At 63.8% G+C, this 18,194-nt stretch carries 15 protein-coding genes; 12 read left to right on the top strand and 3 right to left on the bottom strand.

Features of this window, described 5'->3' with window-relative positions; all coding sequences use genetic code 11:
* Window positions 1–235: 235 nt before the first annotated feature.
* The 7 genes from glpD to RAC97_RS23925 all read left to right on the top strand — a co-directional run bounded on the left by glpD (window position 236) and on the right by RAC97_RS23925 (window position 8,616).
* Window positions 236–1,774, top strand: a complete 1,539-nt coding sequence (gene glpD / locus RAC97_RS23955; RefSeq protein ID WP_375102098.1) for a glycerol-3-phosphate dehydrogenase — start codon at window positions 236–238, stop codon at window positions 1,772–1,774.
* 347 nt (window positions 1,775–2,121) lie between these two features.
* Complete coding sequence (locus tag RAC97_RS23950; protein WP_375102099.1) at window positions 2,122–3,042, top strand: glutamate/aspartate ABC transporter substrate-binding protein; 921 nt, start codon at window positions 2,122–2,124, stop codon at window positions 3,040–3,042.
* A 135-nt stretch (window positions 3,043–3,177) separates the two neighbouring features.
* Window positions 3,178–3,924: an amino acid ABC transporter permease gene (locus RAC97_RS23945; protein ID WP_375102100.1), complete on the top strand. Its 747-nt coding sequence runs from the start codon at window positions 3,178–3,180 to the stop codon at window positions 3,922–3,924.
* Window positions 3,924–4,595, top strand: coding sequence for an amino acid ABC transporter permease (locus tag RAC97_RS23940; protein ID WP_375102101.1), 672 nt, complete (start codon window positions 3,924–3,926; stop codon window positions 4,593–4,595). Before RAC97_RS23945 ends, RAC97_RS23940 begins: the two co-directional genes overlap by 1 nt.
* A complete protein-coding gene (locus RAC97_RS23935) occupies window positions 4,592–5,326 on the top strand; it encodes an amino acid ABC transporter ATP-binding protein (protein WP_375102102.1) in 735 nt (244 codons plus the stop codon). The genes RAC97_RS23940 and RAC97_RS23935 overlap by 4 nt, the downstream gene beginning before the upstream one ends.
* A 63-nt stretch (window positions 5,327–5,389) precedes the next feature.
* Window positions 5,390–7,294, top strand: coding sequence for an ATP-binding protein (locus RAC97_RS23930; protein ID WP_375102103.1), 1,905 nt, complete (start codon window positions 5,390–5,392; stop codon window positions 7,292–7,294).
* A complete protein-coding gene (locus RAC97_RS23925) occupies window positions 7,291–8,616 on the top strand; it encodes a sigma-54-dependent transcriptional regulator (protein ID WP_375102104.1) in 1,326 nt (441 codons plus the stop codon). Before RAC97_RS23930 ends, RAC97_RS23925 begins: the two co-directional genes overlap by 4 nt.
* A gap of 72 nt (window positions 8,617–8,688) precedes the next feature.
* Here the strand turns inward: RAC97_RS23925 and RAC97_RS23920 are convergent, their stop codons facing one another.
* Window positions 8,689–9,684, bottom strand: coding sequence for an alpha/beta fold hydrolase (locus RAC97_RS23920; protein ID WP_375102105.1), 996 nt, complete (start codon window positions 9,682–9,684; stop codon window positions 8,689–8,691).
* Between the two features lie 197 nt (window positions 9,685–9,881).
* Here RAC97_RS23920 and metR point away from each other — a divergent pair, with 197 nt between their 5' ends.
* Window positions 9,882–10,799, top strand: coding sequence for a transcriptional regulator MetR (metR, locus tag RAC97_RS23915; RefSeq protein ID WP_375102106.1), 918 nt, complete (start codon window positions 9,882–9,884; stop codon window positions 10,797–10,799).
* Here the strand turns inward: metR and RAC97_RS23910 are convergent.
* Window positions 10,783–11,196, bottom strand: coding sequence for an NUDIX domain-containing protein (locus RAC97_RS23910; protein WP_375102107.1), 414 nt, complete (start codon window positions 11,194–11,196; stop codon window positions 10,783–10,785). The two genes, metR and RAC97_RS23910, sit on opposite strands and share 17 nt — an antisense overlap.
* A gap of 70 nt (window positions 11,197–11,266) precedes the next feature.
* Window positions 11,267–11,527, bottom strand: a complete 261-nt coding sequence (locus RAC97_RS23905; protein ID WP_375102108.1) for a type B 50S ribosomal protein L31 — start codon at window positions 11,525–11,527, stop codon at window positions 11,267–11,269.
* A gap of 175 nt (window positions 11,528–11,702) precedes the next feature.
* On the opposite strand from RAC97_RS23905, the gene RAC97_RS23900 reads away from it, so the two are divergent.
* The 4 genes from RAC97_RS23900 to RAC97_RS23885 all read left to right on the top strand — a co-directional run bounded on the left by RAC97_RS23900 (window position 11,703) and on the right by RAC97_RS23885 (window position 18,089).
* Window positions 11,703–13,319 (top strand): FMN-binding glutamate synthase family protein, encoded by a 1,617-nt coding sequence (locus RAC97_RS23900; protein ID WP_375102109.1) that lies wholly within the window; start codon window positions 11,703–11,705, stop codon window positions 13,317–13,319.
* Between the two features lie 240 nt (window positions 13,320–13,559).
* Window positions 13,560–16,703 (top strand): transglycosylase domain-containing protein, encoded by a 3,144-nt coding sequence (locus tag RAC97_RS23895; RefSeq protein WP_375102110.1) that lies wholly within the window; start codon window positions 13,560–13,562, stop codon window positions 16,701–16,703.
* Between the two features lie 88 nt (window positions 16,704–16,791).
* Entirely contained in the window at window positions 16,792–17,334 is a 543-nt protein-coding gene (locus RAC97_RS23890) for a PadR family transcriptional regulator (protein ID WP_375102111.1), read from the top strand.
* Complete coding sequence (locus tag RAC97_RS23885) at window positions 17,331–18,089, top strand: siderophore-interacting protein (protein WP_375102112.1); 759 nt, start codon at window positions 17,331–17,333, stop codon at window positions 18,087–18,089. Before RAC97_RS23890 ends, RAC97_RS23885 begins: the two co-directional genes overlap by 4 nt.
* The last annotated feature ends 105 nt before the right edge of the window (window positions 18,090–18,194 follow it).

The following is an 18,194-nucleotide window of genomic DNA, read 5'->3' as shown; positions in this document are numbered from 1 at the left end:
GGCCAGGGCTCCGCCCTGGTTCGCAGGCGCGTCCGCTCCTGCAGAGAACGCGCCAGCGCGTCGCATAGGCTGCGAACCATTCCGCGCTTTATGTTCGTTAATGTTCATTTTCTTGTCAGCTAATCAGCTTTTTCTATAAGGACTGACTGGCGACCGCCTTTCTATTGCGCTAACATTTTCGAAAACGAACATTGATGTTCATATTCGCTATGAATCGCCCCAGGAGGCCTTGCCCGTGTCCCAACCCACACCGTCTCAGCTGCCCCTCGCCGACTGCTATGACCTTGCCGTGATCGGTGGCGGCATCAATGGCGTAGGTATCGCTGCCGATGCTGCCGGGCGGGGCCTGAAAGTGTTCCTTTGCGAAAAGGACGACCTGGCCCAGCACACCTCCTCTGCCAGCAGCAAGCTGATCCACGGCGGCCTGCGCTATCTGGAGCACTACGAATTCCGCTTGGTGCGCGAAGCCCTGGCCGAGCGCGAGGTGCTGCTGGCCAAGGCGCCCCATATCGTCAAGCCAATGCGCTTCGTGCTGCCCCATCGCCCGCACCTGCGTCCGGCCTGGATGATTCGCGCCGGCCTGTTCCTCTATGACCACCTGGGCAAGCGCAAGCGCCTGGGCGCCTCGCGCAGCCTGCGCTTTGGCCCGGGCAACCCGCTCAAGCCAAGCATCACCCGCGGTTTCGAATACGCCGACTGCTGGGTCGACGATGCACGCCTGGTGGTGCTCAACGCCATGGCGGCGCGGGAACAAGGCGCGCACATCCATACCCGCACCCGTTGCCTGCGCGCCGAGCGCGTCGATGGCGTCTGGGAAGTCGAGCTGCAAAATGCCGATGGCAGCCTGCGCACCATTCGTGCTCGCGCCCTGGTAAATGCCGCCGGCCCCTGGGTGGCAAGCTTCATCAAGGATGACCTCAAGCTCGACGCGCCCTACGGCATTCGCCTGATCCAGGGCAGCCACCTGATCGTGCCGCGCCTGTACGAAGGTGAACATGCCTACATCCTGCAGAACGAAGACCAACGCATCGTCTTCGCCATTCCCTACCTCGAGCGCTTCACCCTGATCGGTACCACCGACCGCGAGTACAGCGGCGATCCGGCCCAGGTGGCGATCACCGAAACCGAAACCGACTACCTGCTCAAGGTGGTCAACGAGCACTTCAACCAGCAACTGGGCCGCGCCGACATCCTGCACACCTACTCGGGTGTACGTCCGCTGTGCAACGATGAGTCCGACAACCCGTCGGCGGTAACCCGCGACTACACCCTGGCATTGTCCGCCGATACAGGCCAGGCGCCGCTGCTGTCGGTGTTCGGCGGCAAGCTGACCACCTACCGCAAGCTGGCCGAGTCGGCCATGGGTGAACTCAAGCCGTATTTCACCCAGATGCGCGGCAGCTGGACCGCCAGCGCCGCGCTGCCCGGCGGCGAACACATGACTGGCGCGCAGGCCTTGGTGGACGAAGTGCTGGCGCGCCATGGCTGGCTCGCAGCGGACATCGCCAAGCGCTGGGTACTGACCTACGGCAGCCGCGTCTGGCGCCTGCTCGATGGCGTAAGGGGGCCGGACGACCTGGGGCAGGCCCTGGGTGGCGGGCTGTTCACCCGCGAGGTGGACTACCTGTGCGCCGAGGAGTGGGCGCTGAGCGCCGACGATATCCTCTGGCGTCGTACCAAGCTGGGCCTTTTCCTGAGCCCAGATGAGCAACAGGCACTGATCGACTACTTGCAACGGGCCGAGCTGAACCGGGCGCGGGTGCGCGCAGCCTGACTCCCAACTGCAAACGAATGCGGGGCACCTCGGGGCGACAGGACGTCACCCGAGGTGCCCCGCATTTCGTTTCGGACAAGAGATCACTTAATCAAAAGCTACTAATCCATTCGGGTTTCCGAACGACAGAAAACGACGCGTTCGGAAAGACGTACGCAGCCTTTCAGAAAAAACACCTCGAAAACAAATACCCCCCCGATACTCAAGGCTTTGGCAGCATTTTCCCTGCTTGGCACGAGTCATGCTCTACACTGGTTAGCCGAATGCACACCGCTTCATGTTGTGTTCGTTGAACGAAGAGTCCGCCAACGGCTCCATAAAAAAAACAAACGTCTGAGGAAAATTTGATGCGTATCGTTCGTCACCTGTTGGGCGCCACCATCGCGGCCGCCATCATCGCTTCGCCCGCCATGGCCGAAGAGCTGACCGGCACCCTGAAGAAGATCAAGGATTCCGGCACCATCACCCTGGGCCACCGAGACTCCTCCATTCCGTTTTCCTATTTTGCCGATGGATCGGGCAAACCCGTCGGTTATTCCCACGACATCCAGCTGGCCGTCGTCGAAGCCCTGAAGAAACAACTGGGTACCGATGTCAAGGCGCGCTACAACCTCGTCACCTCGCAGACCCGTATCCCGCTGGTACAGAACGGCACCGTCGACCTGGAGTGTGGTTCCACCACCAACAACGTCGAGCGCCAACAGCAGGTCAGCTTCTCGGTAGGCATCTTTGAAGTCGGCACCCGTCTGCTGACCAAGGTCAAGGATGGCCAGCCAGCCTTCAAGGACTTCGAGGACCTCAAGGGCAAGAACGTCGTCACCACCGCAGGCACTACCTCCGAGCGCATCCTCAAGGCGATGAACGCCGACAAGCAGATGGGCATGAACGTGATCTCCGCCAAGGACCATGGCGAGTCCTTCAACATGCTCGAAGGCGGCCGCGCCGTGGCCTTCATGATGGACGACGCCCTGCTGGCCGGTGAAATGGCCAAGGCCAAGAAGCCCAAGGACTGGGTCATCACCGGTACTCCGCAGTCCTACGAGATCTACGGCTGCATGGTGCGCAAGGGTGACGATGCGTTCAAGAAAGCCGTGGACGACGCCATTGTCGGCCTCTACAAGTCGGGCGAGATCAACAAGATCTACGACAAGTGGTTCCAGCAGCCGATCCCACCGAAAGGCCTGAACCTTGGCTTCCCGATGAGCGAAGAGCTGAAGAAGCTGATCGCCGAACCGACCGACAAGGCCGCGGACGAGAAGAAGTCCTGATACCCCTGATCGTGACCCGCACATGAATTAGCCGTGCGGGTCACTCGTTAGTGTCTAACCTTTAGCTCCGAGGGCGCCTGCTGCCCTCGGATGCTGGAAGGTGCCCGTGAAACAACCGTCTGAGGGGAAATCCCGATGAATTACAACTGGGACTGGGGCGTGTTCTTCAAGTCCACCGGCGTGGGCAGCGAAGTCTATCTGGACTGGTACATCACCGGCCTGGGCTGGACCATCGCCATCGCCATCATCGCCTGGATCATCGCATTGCTGCTGGGCTCGCTGCTCGGCGTCATGCGTACCGTGCCAAACCGCCTGGTGTCAGGGATTGCCACCGCTTACGTCGAACTGTTCCGCAACGTGCCGCTGCTGGTGCAGCTGTTCATCTGGTACTTCCTAGTGCCGGACCTGCTGCCAGAAGGCCTGCAGGAGTGGTTCAAGCAGGACCTTCACCCGACCACCTCGGCACTGATCAGCGTGGTCATCTGCCTGGGCCTGTTCACCGCCGCGCGGGTCTGCGAGCAGGTGCGTACCGGTATCCAGGCGCTACCCCGCGGCCAGGAAGCGGCTGGGCGCGCGATGGGCTTCAGCCTGCCGCAGATCTACATGAACGTACTGCTGCCCCAGGCCTACCGGATCATCATTCCGCCACTCACCTCCGAATTCCTGAACGTGTTCAAGAACTCTTCGGTGGCGTCGCTGATCGGCTTGATGGAACTGCTGGCCCAGACCAAGCAGACTGCCGAGTTCTCCGCCAACCTGTTCGAAGCCTTCACCCTGGCGACGCTGATCTACTTCACCTTGAACATGGGCCTGATGCTGTTCATGCGCATGATCGAGAAGAAAGTCGCAGTGCCTGGCCTGATCTCCGTGGGAGGTAAGTAATGGAGATGGATTTCAGCGAAATCATTCCCGCCCTGCCGGCCCTCTGGAGCGGCATGCTCATGACGCTCAAGCTGATGGTCATGGGCGTCATCGGCGGTATCGCGCTGGGCACCGTGCTGGCGCTGATGCGCCTGTCGTCGAGCAAGATCCTGTCGAGCGTGGCCGGCGCCTACGTCAACTACTTCCGCTCGATCCCGCTGCTGTTGGTCATCACCTGGTTCTACCTGGCGGTGCCGTTCGTGCTGCGCTGGATCACCGGCGAGGACACCCCGGTCGGTGCGTTCACCTCCTGCGTCGTGGCCTTCATGATGTTCGAGGCGGCCTACTTCTGCGAAATCGTGCGCGCCGGCGTGCAGTCGATCTCCAAGGGCCAGATGGGCGCTGCCCAGGCCCTGGGCATGAGCTATGGCCAGTGCATGCGCCTGATCATCCTGCCCCAGGCGTTCCGCAAGATGACCCCACTGCTGCTGCAGCAGAGCATCATCCTGTTCCAGGACACCTCGCTGGTCTACACCGTGGGCCTGGTCGACTTCCTCAACTCGGCCCGCGCCAACGGCGACATCATCGGACGCTCCCATGAGTTCCTGATCTTCGCCGGTGTCGTCTACTTCCTCATCAGCTTCTCTGCTTCGTGGCTCGTCAAGCGCCTGCAAAAAAGGATCGCCGTATGATTTCCATCAAGAACGTCAACAAGTGGTACGGGGACTTCCAGGTGCTGACCGATTGCAGCACCGAGGTCAAGAAAGGTGAAGTAGTGGTCGTGTGCGGGCCGTCGGGTTCCGGCAAGTCCACCCTGATCAAGTGCGTCAACGCGCTGGAGCCGTTCCAGAAGGGCGACATCGTGGTCGACGGCACCTCCATCGCCGACCCGAAGACCAACCTGCCGAAACTGCGCTCGCGCGTCGGCATGGTGTTCCAGCACTTCGAGCTGTTCCCGCACCTGACCATCACCGAGAACCTGACCATTGCCCAGCGCAAGGTACTTGGCCGCAGCGAAGCGGAAGCCACCAAGAAAGGCCTGGCCCTGCTCGAGCGCGTAGGCCTGAGCGCCCACGCCAAGAAGCACCCCGGCCAGCTCTCCGGCGGCCAGCAGCAGCGTGTGGCCATCGCCCGTGCACTGTCGATGGACCCGATCGTCATGCTGTTCGACGAACCGACCTCGGCGCTGGACCCCGAGATGGTCAACGAAGTGCTGGACGTAATGGTCGAGCTGGCCCACGAAGGCATGACCATGATGTGCGTGACCCACGAAATGGGCTTCGCCCGCAAGGTCGCCAATCGGGTGATCTTCATGGATAAAGGCAACATCATCGAGGACTGCCAGAAGGAAGACTTCTTCGGCAACCCTGAAGGCCGCCACGAACGTACCCAGCACTTCCTCAGCAAGATCCTGCAGCACTGATAGCTGCCAGCCCCTGCCCGGTCCCACCGGGCAGCGGGTGCTGGTCGTGACAAGGCCACTGTGATGAAATGCGATCACTCGCTCCTTTTGCCCACACAGCCTGCCGTGAAATCCCGCCTGATCCGCCAACTGTTCCTACCACCACTGATCATCCTGCTGATGGTCGGCCTGGGGCTGGCTGGCTACATGGTCAGCGAAACCAACGGCATCCGCACCTTGAGCGAGAACGGCGAACGCCAGCTCGAGCTGCATGCGCGGACCGTGGAAAGCGAAATCAGCAAATACACTTACCTGCCGAGCCTGCTGGAGCTGGAAGACAGCGTCTCGCAGCTGCTTACCGACCCCGATGGCGCCTCGCGCCAGGTCGTCAACCAATACCTCGAGGGCCTCAACCGCCGCAGCCGCAGCCGCGCGATCTATGTCCTCGACACCACCGGCCGGGTGCAGGCCACCAGCAACTGGCGCGATGTCGACTCCTACCTCGGCGAGGACCTGTCGTTCCGCGCCTATTTCCAGGATGCCGTGCGCGGCCAACCTGGGCGCTTCTACGGCATCGGCAGCACCACCGGCGAACCTGGCTACTACCTGGCCCATGGCCTGGAAGAACACGGCAAGATCATCGGCGTGGCGGTCATCAAGGTACGCCTGGAAGCCTTGGAGGAACGCTGGCAGCGCGCCCGCCTGGAAGCCTTCGTCAGCGACGAGAACGGCATCATCATCCTTTCCAGCGACCCGGCACGCCGGCTCAAATCGGTGCGCCCGCTGACTCCGCAAGTCAAGGAAAACCTGGCGCGCAGCCTGCAATACTATTGGTGGCCGCTAAACGAGCTGGAGCCGCTGGCCCGCGAAACCCTCGCCGACGGCGTGGAGAAGCTGACCTTCCCGGCCAACAGCGAAACCGCCCCAGGCGAAGCCCGTGAAGTGACCTACCTGGCCCAGACTCGACGCCTGGCCGATACCCCCTGGCACTTCACCCTGCTCACGCCGTTGCAGGACCTGCGCCGCGAATCCATGGTGCAGGGCATCCTGGTCGGCGTAGCCTTTGCCTTGCTGGCAATCCTCGGCATCGCCTGGAACGAGCGCCGCAAGGTCATCGCCACGCGACTGGCCGCGCGTGAGGCGCTGGAAGAAGCCAACAGCCAACTGGAGCGACGCATCGCCGAGCGCACCGCCGACCTGCGCGCCAGCAACGAGCGTCTCAAGGGGCAAATCCGCGAACGTCGGCATGCCGAGCAGACCCTGCGCCACGCACAGGACGAGCTGGTGCAGGCCGGCAAGCTGGCGGCCATCGGGCAGATGTCCACCAGCATCGCCCACGAACTGAACCAGCCCTTGGCGGCCTTGCGCACGCTGTCGGGCAACACCGTGCGCTTCCTCGAACGCGGCGCGCTGGAAATCGCCAGCACCAACCTGCGCACCATGAACGACCTGATCGACCGCATGGGGCGCATCACCGCCAGCCTGCGCTCGTTCGCCCGGCGCGCAGACGACAGTGGCCAGGCCTCGCTGACCAGCGCCGTGGACGCCAGCCTGCAAGTGCTGGGCAACCGCGTCGCCGGCTGCCACCTGCAATTGCACAGCCAGTTCGACGACCAGCAACTGGCTATCGACCAGACCCGCCTGGAGCAGATCCTGGTCAACCTGATCGGCAACGCCCTTGACGCCATGGCCAGCCAGCCCATGCCACAACTGTGGCTGGAGGGCGAGCACCTGGGTGACAAGTACCGCCTGCGGGTGCGCGACAATGGCCACGGCATCGACGCCGAGGCGCGCAAGCACCTGTTCGAGCCCTTCTTCACCACCAAGCCGGGCGAGCACGGCCTGGGCCTTGGCCTGACCCTGTCGGCCAGCCTGGCCACCGCCGCCAAGGGCACCCTGAACGTCGAGCACCCCGCTGCCGGCGGCACGGCTTTCGTCCTGACCTTGCCCCTGGCCACGCCCACCACCGAATCGGCAGAGCGCCCATGAATCCAGCACCCTTGACCGTACTGATCGTCGAAGACGACCCCCATGTGCTGCTCGGCTGCCAGCAGGCGCTGGCCCTCGAGGACATTGCCTGCGAAGGGGTCGGCAGCGCCGAACAGGCCCTGGAACGCATCGGTGATGATTTCGCCGGTATCGTCGTCAGCGATATCCGCCTGCCCGGCATGGACGGCCTGGAGCTGCTCGGCCGCCTCAAGGCCCGCGACCGCAGCCTGCCGGTAGTGCTGATCACCGGCCACGGCGATATCGACATGGCGGTCGGCGCCATGCGCAACGGCGCCTACGACTTCATGGAGAAGCCCTTCTCGCCGGAGCGCCTGGTGGATGTGGTGCGTCGCGCCCTGGAGCAGCGCGGGCTGTCTCGCGAAGTGTTCGCCCTGCGCCGCCAGTTGGCCGGCCAGAGCACCCTGGAAGGACGCATCATTGGCCGCTCGCCAGCCATGCAGAACCTGCGGGAGTTGATCGCCAACGTCGCCGATACCTCGGCCAACGTGCTGATCGAAGGCGAGACCGGAACCGGCAAGGAGCTGGTCGCCCGTTGCCTGCACGATTTCAGCCGGCGCCAGGGCCAGCCGTTCGTGGCCCTGAACTGCGGGGGCTTGCCAGAGAACCTGTTCGAGAGCGAAATCTTCGGCCACGAAGCCAATGCGTTCACCGGCGCGGGCAAACGGCGCATCGGCAAGATCGAGCATGCCAATGGCGGCACGCTGTTCCTCGACGAGGTCGAGAGCATGCCGATCAACCTGCAGATCAAGCTGCTGCGCGTGCTGCAAGAGCGCACCCTGGAGCGCCTGGGTTCGAACCAGAGCATCCCGGTGGACTGCCGGATCATCGCCGCGACCAAGTCGGACCTCGACGCCTTGGGCCAGGCTGGCCAGTTCCGCAGCGACCTGTACTACCGGCTGAACGTGGTCACCCTGGAGCTGCCACCACTGCGTGAACGGCGCGAGGATGTGCTGCAACTGTTCGAACACTTTCTCCAGCAGTCGGCGTTGCGTTTCGATCGGGAAACGCCGGAGCTGGACGGCCAGACCCTGTCACGGCTGATGGCCCACGACTGGCCGGGCAACGTGCGCGAGCTGCGCAACGTGGCCGAGCGCTATGCCCTGGGCCTGCCGGCCTTCAAGAAAAGCGGTGGCGCAACGTCCCTGGGGCTGGGCTTCGCCGAGGCCGTGGAAGCGTTCGAACGCAACCTGCTCAGCGATGCACTGCAACGCACCGGCGGTAACCTCAGCCAGGCCAGCCAGGAGCTGGGCATGGCCAAGACCACGCTGTTCGACAAGGTCAAGAAGTACGGGTTGGGCTGATACAGCGGCAGTGCCTGGTTCGCAGGCCAGCGCTCCTAGGGTTCCGCCGTCCGCGAACCAGGCGCTACCGATTCAAAGCCCTGCAATATGGGTGACATCCTGCCGATGGGATTTCAGATAAGGCAACACCGCGGCCAGCAGAGGCGCCTTGAACGGTTCCTGGAAACGGTGCGCCAGCCCCGGAATGAGCCGCAACTGACTGCCCTGGATATGCGCCGCCAGGTGCACCCCATGCATCACCGGTAGCAGCGGGTCGGCGGTGCCATGCACCACCAGCGTCGGTACCCGCAGCTCATTGAGCATCGCCACCCGGCTAGGCTCGGCGAGAATCGCCATGATCTGGCGCTTGACCCCATCAGGATTGAAGGCCCGGTCGTAGGCCATCGCCGCCTGTTGCAGCAATACGGCGCGGTCATCACGCACCTCGGGGCTGCCCAGCGCCGACAGCAGGTCTGCCTGTTGCTCCAGCGCCAGCTCACGGCTTGGCGCACCGCGGCGGGCCAGCAGTTGCACCAATGCCGGGCTGGGCGCCGGCAACCCCGCCGCACCCGAACTGGTCATGACCAACGTCAGGCTGCGCACCCGCTGTGGCGCCATCGACGCCAGGTGCTGGGCGATCATGCCGCCCATGCTCACCCCCAGCACGTGGAATTGCTCGACCCCAAGCGCGTCCATCAGGCGCAGGCTGTCATCGGCCATGTCGGTCAAGGTATAGGGCGCCGCAACCGACAGCCCGAGCTTGTAGCGCAACAGCTCGATCGCAAGGTTGGCCGAGGCAGGCGGCTGGTTCCAGCGCGACAGGCCGACATCGCGGTTGTCATAGCGGATCACCCGGAAGCCCTGGCGACACATGGCCTCGACCACGTCGTCCGGCCAATGGATAAGCTGCCCGCCCAGGCCCATGACCAACAGCAGCGCCGGGTCGTTCGGCGCGCCGACGCTCTGGTACACCAGGCTCACGTCCCCCAGTTCGGCGCGCTGCACCGGCACCTGGGCGTCACAGCGCGCCGCGGCGAAACCGGCCGGCGTACCACACAGCAACAAGAGAAAAATCAGAAAAACCCGCATGAAAGAAAACACCAGAATGCAAATCCCCAGTAGAGCGCGAGTTTGATGAAATACGTGCGGGCGCGCTGCCACAGTTGCGTGACAGTTTGATGAAGGGCGCCCAACGGTCATCTGCGACTGCCAGTCGACAGGCAGCAGCAACATGAGGGAAACTCAACTCATGTTTTTTTTACCAAGTGTTTCCCCCGGAGTTCGTTGTGCTGGAAATCCGCCACCTGAAAACCCTTCATGCCCTGCGCGAGGCCGACAGCCTGGTAGAGGCCGCCGAGCGCCTGCATCTGACCCAGTCGGCGCTATCGCACCAGTTCAAGGAGCTGGAAGAGCGCCTGGGCCTGCCGCTGTTCGTGCGCAAGACCAAACCTATTCGCTTCACCAGCGCCGGCCTGCGCTTGTTGCAACTGGCCGATGCCACCCTGCCGCTGCTGCGCGGCGCCGAGCGCGACATTGCACGCCTGGCCGGCGGTACTGCGGGACGTTTGCACATGGCCATCGAATGCCACAGTTGCTTCCAGTGGCTGATGCCAACCATCGATCAGTTCCGCGATGCCTGGCCGGAAGTGGAGCTGGACCTGGCCTCGGGCTTCGCCTTCGCCCCGCTGCCGGCCCTGTCCCGCGGCGACCTCGACCTGGTAGTGACCTCCGATCCGCTGGACCTGGCAGGCATTACCTACGTGCCGCTGTTCACCTATGAGGCGATGCTGGCGGTGGCCAACCAGCATCCGCTGGCCAGCAAGCCCTACATCGTGCCGCAGGATCTGCTCGAGCAGACGCTTATCACCTACCCGGTGGAGCGTGACCGCCTGGATATCTTCACCCGCTTCCTGGAGCCTGCCGAGATCGAGCCCGCGGCGGTGCGCACCTCGGAGCTTACGGTAATGATGATGCAATTGGTGGCCAGCGGCCGTGGGGTATGCGGCATGCCGCACTGGGCGCTGCACGAATACAGCTCGCGCGGCTACGTGAAGGGCAAGCGCCTGGGCGAAAAAGGCCTGTTCGCCACGCTCTACGCAGCAGTGCGCACCGACATGCTCGATGCGCCTTACATGCGTGATTTCTTGCTGACTGCCAAGGACACCTCGTTCGCCACCCTCGATGGGGTCAGCGCGGTACGTTGAGGCCCTGGCGGTACAGCGGCAGGATCACATCGCGGGTCAGCGGCGCGAGAACCCGCGAGGGCGCCTCTTCGGCGCACAGCCACAGCACTTCTTCGATCTCGGCGGCCGGGGCGACTGCCTCGGCGCTGTCGACCCGGAACAATTCGCACTGCACCTCGAAACCCGGTTCGTTGGCGGCCGGGGCACTGAACCGGCCAAGGTAGATGGCCTGCCGCGCATCGACGTGCAGGCCGAGTTCCTCATGCAGCTCGCGCACCAGGGCCGCCGCCGGGGTTTCACCGGCATCTATCTTGCCGCCGGGTTGCATGAACGCCAGGGTGCCGCGCTTGCGCACCAACAAGGTACGCCCTGCGGGATCGACCAGCAGGGCGGCGGCGATGCGAATCGTCTTGGTCATGGGTAGGGCCTGGAAAAAAGGGCGGGCAAGGATCACATGCAGACCCTGCCGACGCAACCGCGCCCCCTTCTCAACGGGCCTTGCCGGCGAACCCGGCAAAACGCTTGTTGAACCCCGCGACCCGCCCTTCGACAGTGGTCTTGCGCTGCTGCCCGGTATAGACGGGATGCGAGGCGCTCGACACATCCAATGCCACATAGGGGTAGGTATTGCCATCGGTGTGCTGCTGGGTGCGGTCGGTATCCACGGTCGAACCGATCAGGAAGTACGCATCGGCGGCGGTGTCATGGAACAGGACCGGGCGATAGTTGGGGTGGATATCAGGTTTCATGTGCAGGTACCTCGAGTGCTGAAAGATACTTTATAACATAATTAATACGAATGATTTTTGATACATAAATTTTCATATCCCCCCCCAAACGTGCGCTGGCCTAACGCCAGGAAACCGGGCTAATGTCGGCACTCGCCGGGCCCTGCCCTGACCGATTCATTCGCTAGGAATCCGTATGAGCCTGTCACTTCTCAGCCGCTACGCCTTCTTCGCCGCCTGTGTCCTGTTCACCCTCGCCAGCCTGCCGTTCCTGTACCACGAGTGGTTGTGGCCATTCACCCTGGCCACCGGCGTGCTCAGCCTGATCGGGGTGTTCGACCTGTTGCAACAGCGCCACGCGGTGCGGCGCAACTATCCGATCCTCGGCAACATCCGCTACCTGGTCGAAGGCATTCGCCCGGAAATCCGCCAGTACCTGCTGGAGGCCGACAGCGACGCCCTGCCCTTCTCGCGCGCGCAACGCTCGCTGGTTTATGCCCGTGCCAAGAACGAAGCGTCCGACAAACCTTTCGGCACCCTGACCGACGTCTACGCCTCCGGCTTCGAGTTCATCGGCCACTCCATGCGCCCAGCGCCGCTGGCCGATCCGGCCAGTTTTCGCGTAGTGGTTGGCGGCCCGCAGTGCCGCCAGCCCTACTCGGCGTCGATCTTCAACATTTCGGCGATGAGCTTCGGCTCGCTCAGCGCCAACGCCATCCGCGCACTGAACCAAGGTGCCAAGCTCGGCAACTTCGCCCATGACACCGGCGAGGGCAGCATCAGCCCCTACCACCGCGAACATGGCGGCGACCTGACCTGGGAGCTGGGCAGCGGCTACTTCGGTTGCCGCACCGCCGACGGACGCTTCGACCCCCAGCGCTTCGCCGAACAGGCCAGCAACCCGCAAGTACGGATGATCGAGATCAAGATGAGCCAGGGCGCCAAGCCCGGCCACGGCGGCATCCTGCCCAAGCACAAGGTGACCCAGGAAATTGCCGACACCCGTGGCGTGCCGATGGGCGAGGACTGCATCTCGCCTTCGCGCCACAGCGCGTTCTCCACGCCCATCGAAATGATGCAGTTCATCGCTCAGCTGCGTGAGCTGTCCGGCGGCAAGCCGGTGGGCTTCAAGTTCTGCCTGGGCCACCCGTGGGAGTTCATGGGCATCGCCAAGGCCATGTTGGAAACCGGCATTCTGCCGGATTTCATCGTGGTGGATGGCAAGGAAGGCGGCACCGGCGCCGCTCCCGTCGAGTTCACCGACCATATCGGCGTGCCGCTGCGCGAGGGCCTGCTGTTCGTGCACAACACCCTGGTCGGCCTGAACCTGCGCGACAAGATCAAGCTCGGCGCCAGCGGCAAGATCGTCAGTGCCTTCGACATCGCCAGCGTACTGGCCATTGGCGCCGACTGGGCCAACTCGGCACGCGGCTTCATGTTCGCCATCGGCTGCATCCAGTCGCAGAGCTGCCACACCAACAAGTGCCCCACCGGCGTCGCCACCCAGGACGCCTTGCGCCAGCGCGCCCTGGTGGTGCCGGACAAAGCCCAGCGGGTGTTGAACTTCCACCACAACACCCTGCACGCCTTGGCCGAGATGCTTGCCGCCGCAGGCCTTGCGCACCCGTCGCAACTGGAAGCCAAGCACCTGGTACGACGCATCTCGGCCACCGAGATCAAGCTGTTCTCGCAGATGCACGTGTTCCTCAAGCCGGGCGAACTGCTGACCGGCGAGGTGGACGGACAGTTCTACTCGCGCATGTGGCAACTGGCGCGGGCCGATAGCTTCGAGCCGCATAGCGAGGCAGCCTAGGGGTCAGAGCCGTTGTCTTGCACGAGCATCCGATACTTGTGCGCAGGGAGCGGCTCTACCGGCGAAGTCAACACCGCGGTGATTGGCACCGGCTACGCCGGTGCTGGCGGGTGAACCCGCTCCCAGCCAGGCGCTGCGACGCCTCACGCACAGCGTTTTCCTACAATTTCTTCACCAACGCCGGTCAACGTCTAAGCTTCAGACAAGCAAGAAGAAAAACCCTTGGCCGGACTGAACACTATGGGCGCACTGTGGCAATCGGAACCAACCAGCACGGAAGCACCCGAATTACCTCTGGCCGATGCCCCACAGCCGAAGACGCCCCGTCAGCGCCGCCTGTGGTGGCGGTTGATCCTGCTGATCGTGGTGGTAGCCATCATCGCGATCGGTTTCGCCGTGCATGACGAGATCAACAACTCGAACCTGCAGTCGCGCGAGTTCAGTCGGCTTGCCGATACCCTCACCTACTCCCTGGAGCCAGGCCCCAGCGACGCCATCGTCTACCCCGGCGAAGGGCCGTTCGACAAGCGCCTGGGCTACAGCGCCCTGGGTGAATTCCTGCCAAGGCTGCTCAAGCGCGACTACCTGATCAGCGAGCAGGTGCGCTTTTCCCCGGCGCTGATGCGCTACGTCGACCATGGCCTGTTCGTACCTTATGTGGAGAAGATCCAGGCGGGGCTTTCGATCACCGACTGCCGTGGCGATGCGCTGTACCAGTACCACTACCCCCAGTACCTGTACCCGGACTTCCCGGCCATTCCCCCGGTGATGGTCAACAGCCTGTTGTTCATCGAGAACCGCGACCTGCTCGACCCCCAGGACCCGCGCAACAACCCGGCGGTGGACTGGCCACGCTTCGCCAAGGCCGCCTACAGCCAGGTGGCCAAGTACCTGGCCCTGCCTGGCCAGTCGGCCGGCGGCAGCACCTTGGCCACCCAGTTGGAGAAGTACCGCCATTCGCCGGACGGGCTGACCGTCTCCGGCGCCGAAAAGCTGCGCCAGATGTTCTCCGCCAGCGTGCGCGCCTACCAGGGCGGGGAAGACACCACCGAAGCACGCCAGCGCATCGTGCGCGACTACCTCAACAGCGTGCCGCTGTCGGCGGTGCCGGGGCATGGCGAGGTACATGGCATGGCCGAGGGCCTGCGGGTGTGGTACGGCGCCGATTTCGACCAGGTCAACAAGGCCCTGACCTCCACCGCCAGCGACGAAAAAAGCCTGGCCGAACGCGGCCTGGCCCTGCGTCAGGTGCTGTCGCTGATGATCGCCCAGCGGCGCCCATCGCATTACCTTTCCAAGGGCCGTATCGAACTGGTAGAGCTGACCAACTCGCACATCCGCGTGCTGGCAGCCAACAACATCATCGACCGTCCGTTGGCCGACGCCGCGCTGGCCAGCAAGGCGGTGTACCGCGACTGGGTGGCGCAGCCGACCATCGTGCCGATCGTCACCAACAAAGGCATCAGCCTGGCGCGCAACCGCCTGGCGGCCATGCTCAACCGCCCGCTGTACGACCTCGACCGCCTCGACCTGTCGGCCACCAGCACCTTGCAGGCCGACCTGCAGACCCAGGCCAGCCAATACCTGAAGAATCTCGCCGACCCCGAGTTCGCCGCGCAGATGGGCCTGATCGGCGAACGCCTGCTCACCGCCAAGACCACCGACCAGGTGAGCTACAGCTTCACCCTGTTCGAACGCACCGCCGATGGCTCGCGGGTGCGGGTGCAGACCGACAGCACCGACCAACCCTTCGACATCAATGAAGGCAGCAAGCTGGAGCTGGGCTCCACTGCCAAGTTGCGGGTGCTGACCACCTACCTCGAGATCATCGCCGAGCTGCACGACAAGTATGCCGGCATGCCCGTGGCCGAACTCAAGAAGGTCGAGGTGGCCGAGCTGGACCGCCTCACCCAGTGGTCGCTGGAGTGGCTGATGCAGAACAGCAAGGACCAGAACCTCGACGCCATGCTCGACGCAGCGCTGGAGCGCAAGTATTCGGCCAACACCGGCGAGGCCTTCTTCACCGGCGGCGGCATGCATGTGTTCAACAACTTCCGCAAGGAAGACAACATCCGCAACCCGACCCTCAAGGACGCCCTGCGCGAGTCGATCAACCTGCCGTTCATTCGCCTGATGCGCGACCTGGTGCGCTACGTCACCTACCAGCAGCCGTACAACCGCGAGCCGATCCTGCGCAACGACGCCGACCCGCGTCGCCAGGAATACCTGGCGCGCTTCGCCGACCGCGAGGGCACCAACTACCTGATGCGCTTCTGGCGCAAGTACCAGCGCAAGACCTCGCAGCAGCGCCTGGACACCTTTCTCGACAGCATGCGCGTGACGCCGCAGCGCCTGGCGGCCGTGCACCGCTACCTGTTCCCCGAAGCCGGGCAGGAAACCTTCAACGCCTTCGTGCGCGCCCACACCGCGAAGGACAAGATCGCCCTGGCCAAGCTCAGCGATGGGCGCCTGTCGGAAATGTACGCCGCCTATGGGCCCGGCAAGTACGACCTGCCTGACCAGGGCTACATCGCCAAGGTGCACCCGCTGGACTTGTGGCTGCTCGGCTACCTGCTGAAAAACCCCAACGCGAGCATGACCGACATGGTCAACGCCAGCCGTTTCGAGCGCCAGGAGGTATATAGCTGGCTGTTCAAGAGCCGCCACCAGGGTGCGCGCGACAGCCGTATACGCACCATGGTCGAGATCGAGGCGTTTCTGGAGATCCATCAACGCTGGAAGCGCGTGGGCTACCCGTTCGACCACTTGGTACCGTCGCTGGCTACCGCCATCGGCAGCTCCGGCGACCGCCCGGCGGCACTTTCCGAGCTGGTCGGGATCATCCAGAACGATGGCGTACGCTTGCCGACCCTGCGCATCGACACCCTGCACTTCGCGGCCAACACACCCTATGAAACCAAGCTGATCAGTGACCCGGACCGCGGCCAGCGGATCCTCAAGGTCGAGGTGGCGCGGGCGCTCAAGGGCGCCATGTCGCAGGTGGTCGATGCCGGCACCGCACGGCGGATCTCCGGCAGCTTCAAGCTGCAGGATGGCACCTTGCTGGTGATGGGGGGCAAGACGGGCACCGGCGACAACCGCCTACAAAGCTATGGCGCCGGAGGGCGGCTGATCGGCTCGCGCTCGTTGAACCGCACCGCCACGTTCGTGTTCTTCCTCGGCGAGCACCACTTCGGCACCCTCACCGCCTTCGTGCCTGGACGCTCGGCGGAGACCTTCACCTTCACCTCGGCCTTGCCAGTGCAGGTGCTCAAGGGTATGGCGCCGATTCTCATGCCCTACCTGGAGCCGGGCAATCCCAACGCATGCAAGCCGCCGCAACTGGCAGCCGCGCCAGCGACGCAAACCCATGCATCGAATTAGTGGATAATAATCATCCGCATCTAGGGGCTTGTATTTAGATATATCGCGAGTAGTATCTTGCGATATATCTAAATGCGGAGGCTTGTTCATGCGCGACCACTCCCACCACGACCTGTTCGAGCGCCGCCCAGCCCGTGGCGAGCGCGGCCCGCGAGTCTTCGCCCCGGGCGACCTGAAACTGCTGATGCTGTCGATGCTGGCCGAGCAACCTGGCCACGGCTACGACCTGATCCGCCAGATCGAGAGCCTGTTCGATGGCAGCTACAGCCCAAGCCCCGGGGTGATCTACCCCACCCTCAACTTCCTCGAAGAAGCCGAACTGATCAGCGGCCAGGCGAAAGGCAGCAAGCGCCTCTACGTGATCACCGACGCCGGCCGCCAAGCGCTGGACGAGCAGGCCGTGGCCCTCGATGGCGTACGCATGCGTATCGAGGTCAGCAAGCGCGCACTGCGTGGCCACGACCGCCCAGCGGAAATCCACGAAGCCGTGGGCAACCTGCGCCATGCCCTGCACATGCACAACGGCCACTGGACGCCCGAGGAAATCCAGCGGGTTCGCGACCTGCTCAACGAAACCGCCAAGGCCATCGCCTCGGGGCCTGTGGCGCCGGTTCAGGAGAACATCCCATGAGCGACACCATTCACCGCGTCAACCACGAGATCAAACAGCGCCGCCTGCAAGTACTGCGGGTAACCGAGCTGACCCCACGCATGCGCCGTATCACCTTGGGCGGCCCAGAGCTGGCGGGCTTCACCAGCCTTGGTAGCGACGACCACATCAAGCTGCTGTTCGCCGTGAACGATGCAGAGCGCCAGGCCATCGACGCTCGCAGCCTGGGCCGTGACGGTGCCGTGCGCCCGACCATGCGCGAATACACGCCCCGACGTATCGACCTGGCGAACAACGAACTGGATATCGACTTCGTCCTGCATGGCGACGGTCCCGCCTCGACCTGGGCGGCCCAGGCCAAGCCGGGGCATGCCTTGGATATCGCCGGGCCGCGCGCCTCCATGGTGGTGCCGGATATCTTCGACAGCTATCTGTTGGTGGGTGACGAAACCGCGATACCTGCCATCGCCCGGCGTCTTGAGGAACTGCCAGCAGGGCGCCAGGTGCTGGCGGTGATCCAGATCGAGGACGAACAGGAGCGCCAACCGCTGCGCAGCGCGGCGCGGTTGGAGGTGATCTGGGTGCGTCGGCATGACCAGGATCTGCTCGCCCTGCTGGGCAACCTCGCGCTGCCGCAAGGCAGGCTGTATGGCTGGGTGGCCCTGGAGAAAGGCCTGACCCGCCAGGCCAAGGCGCTGCTGTTGGAGAAGGGTGTTGCAGAGGATGCGCTCAAGGCGGCGGCCTACTGGCGCCTGGACAGTACTGCCGACGACTGACACGCCAACGTTGAACTCAATGCGTTCCCTGCAGGAGCGGGTTCTCGGTTCTCCATTGCCCCAGAGCAACGGAGAACTGTGCGCCCGGGCCGCCGACGTCTCAGC

Source organism: Pseudomonas sp. LS_2 (assembly GCF_042709235.1).
GTDB lineage: Bacteria > Pseudomonadota > Gammaproteobacteria > Pseudomonadales > Pseudomonadaceae > Aquipseudomonas.
The sequence above is the reverse complement of the archived record's forward strand: the minus strand, read 5'-3'. Positions and strand labels throughout refer to the sequence as shown.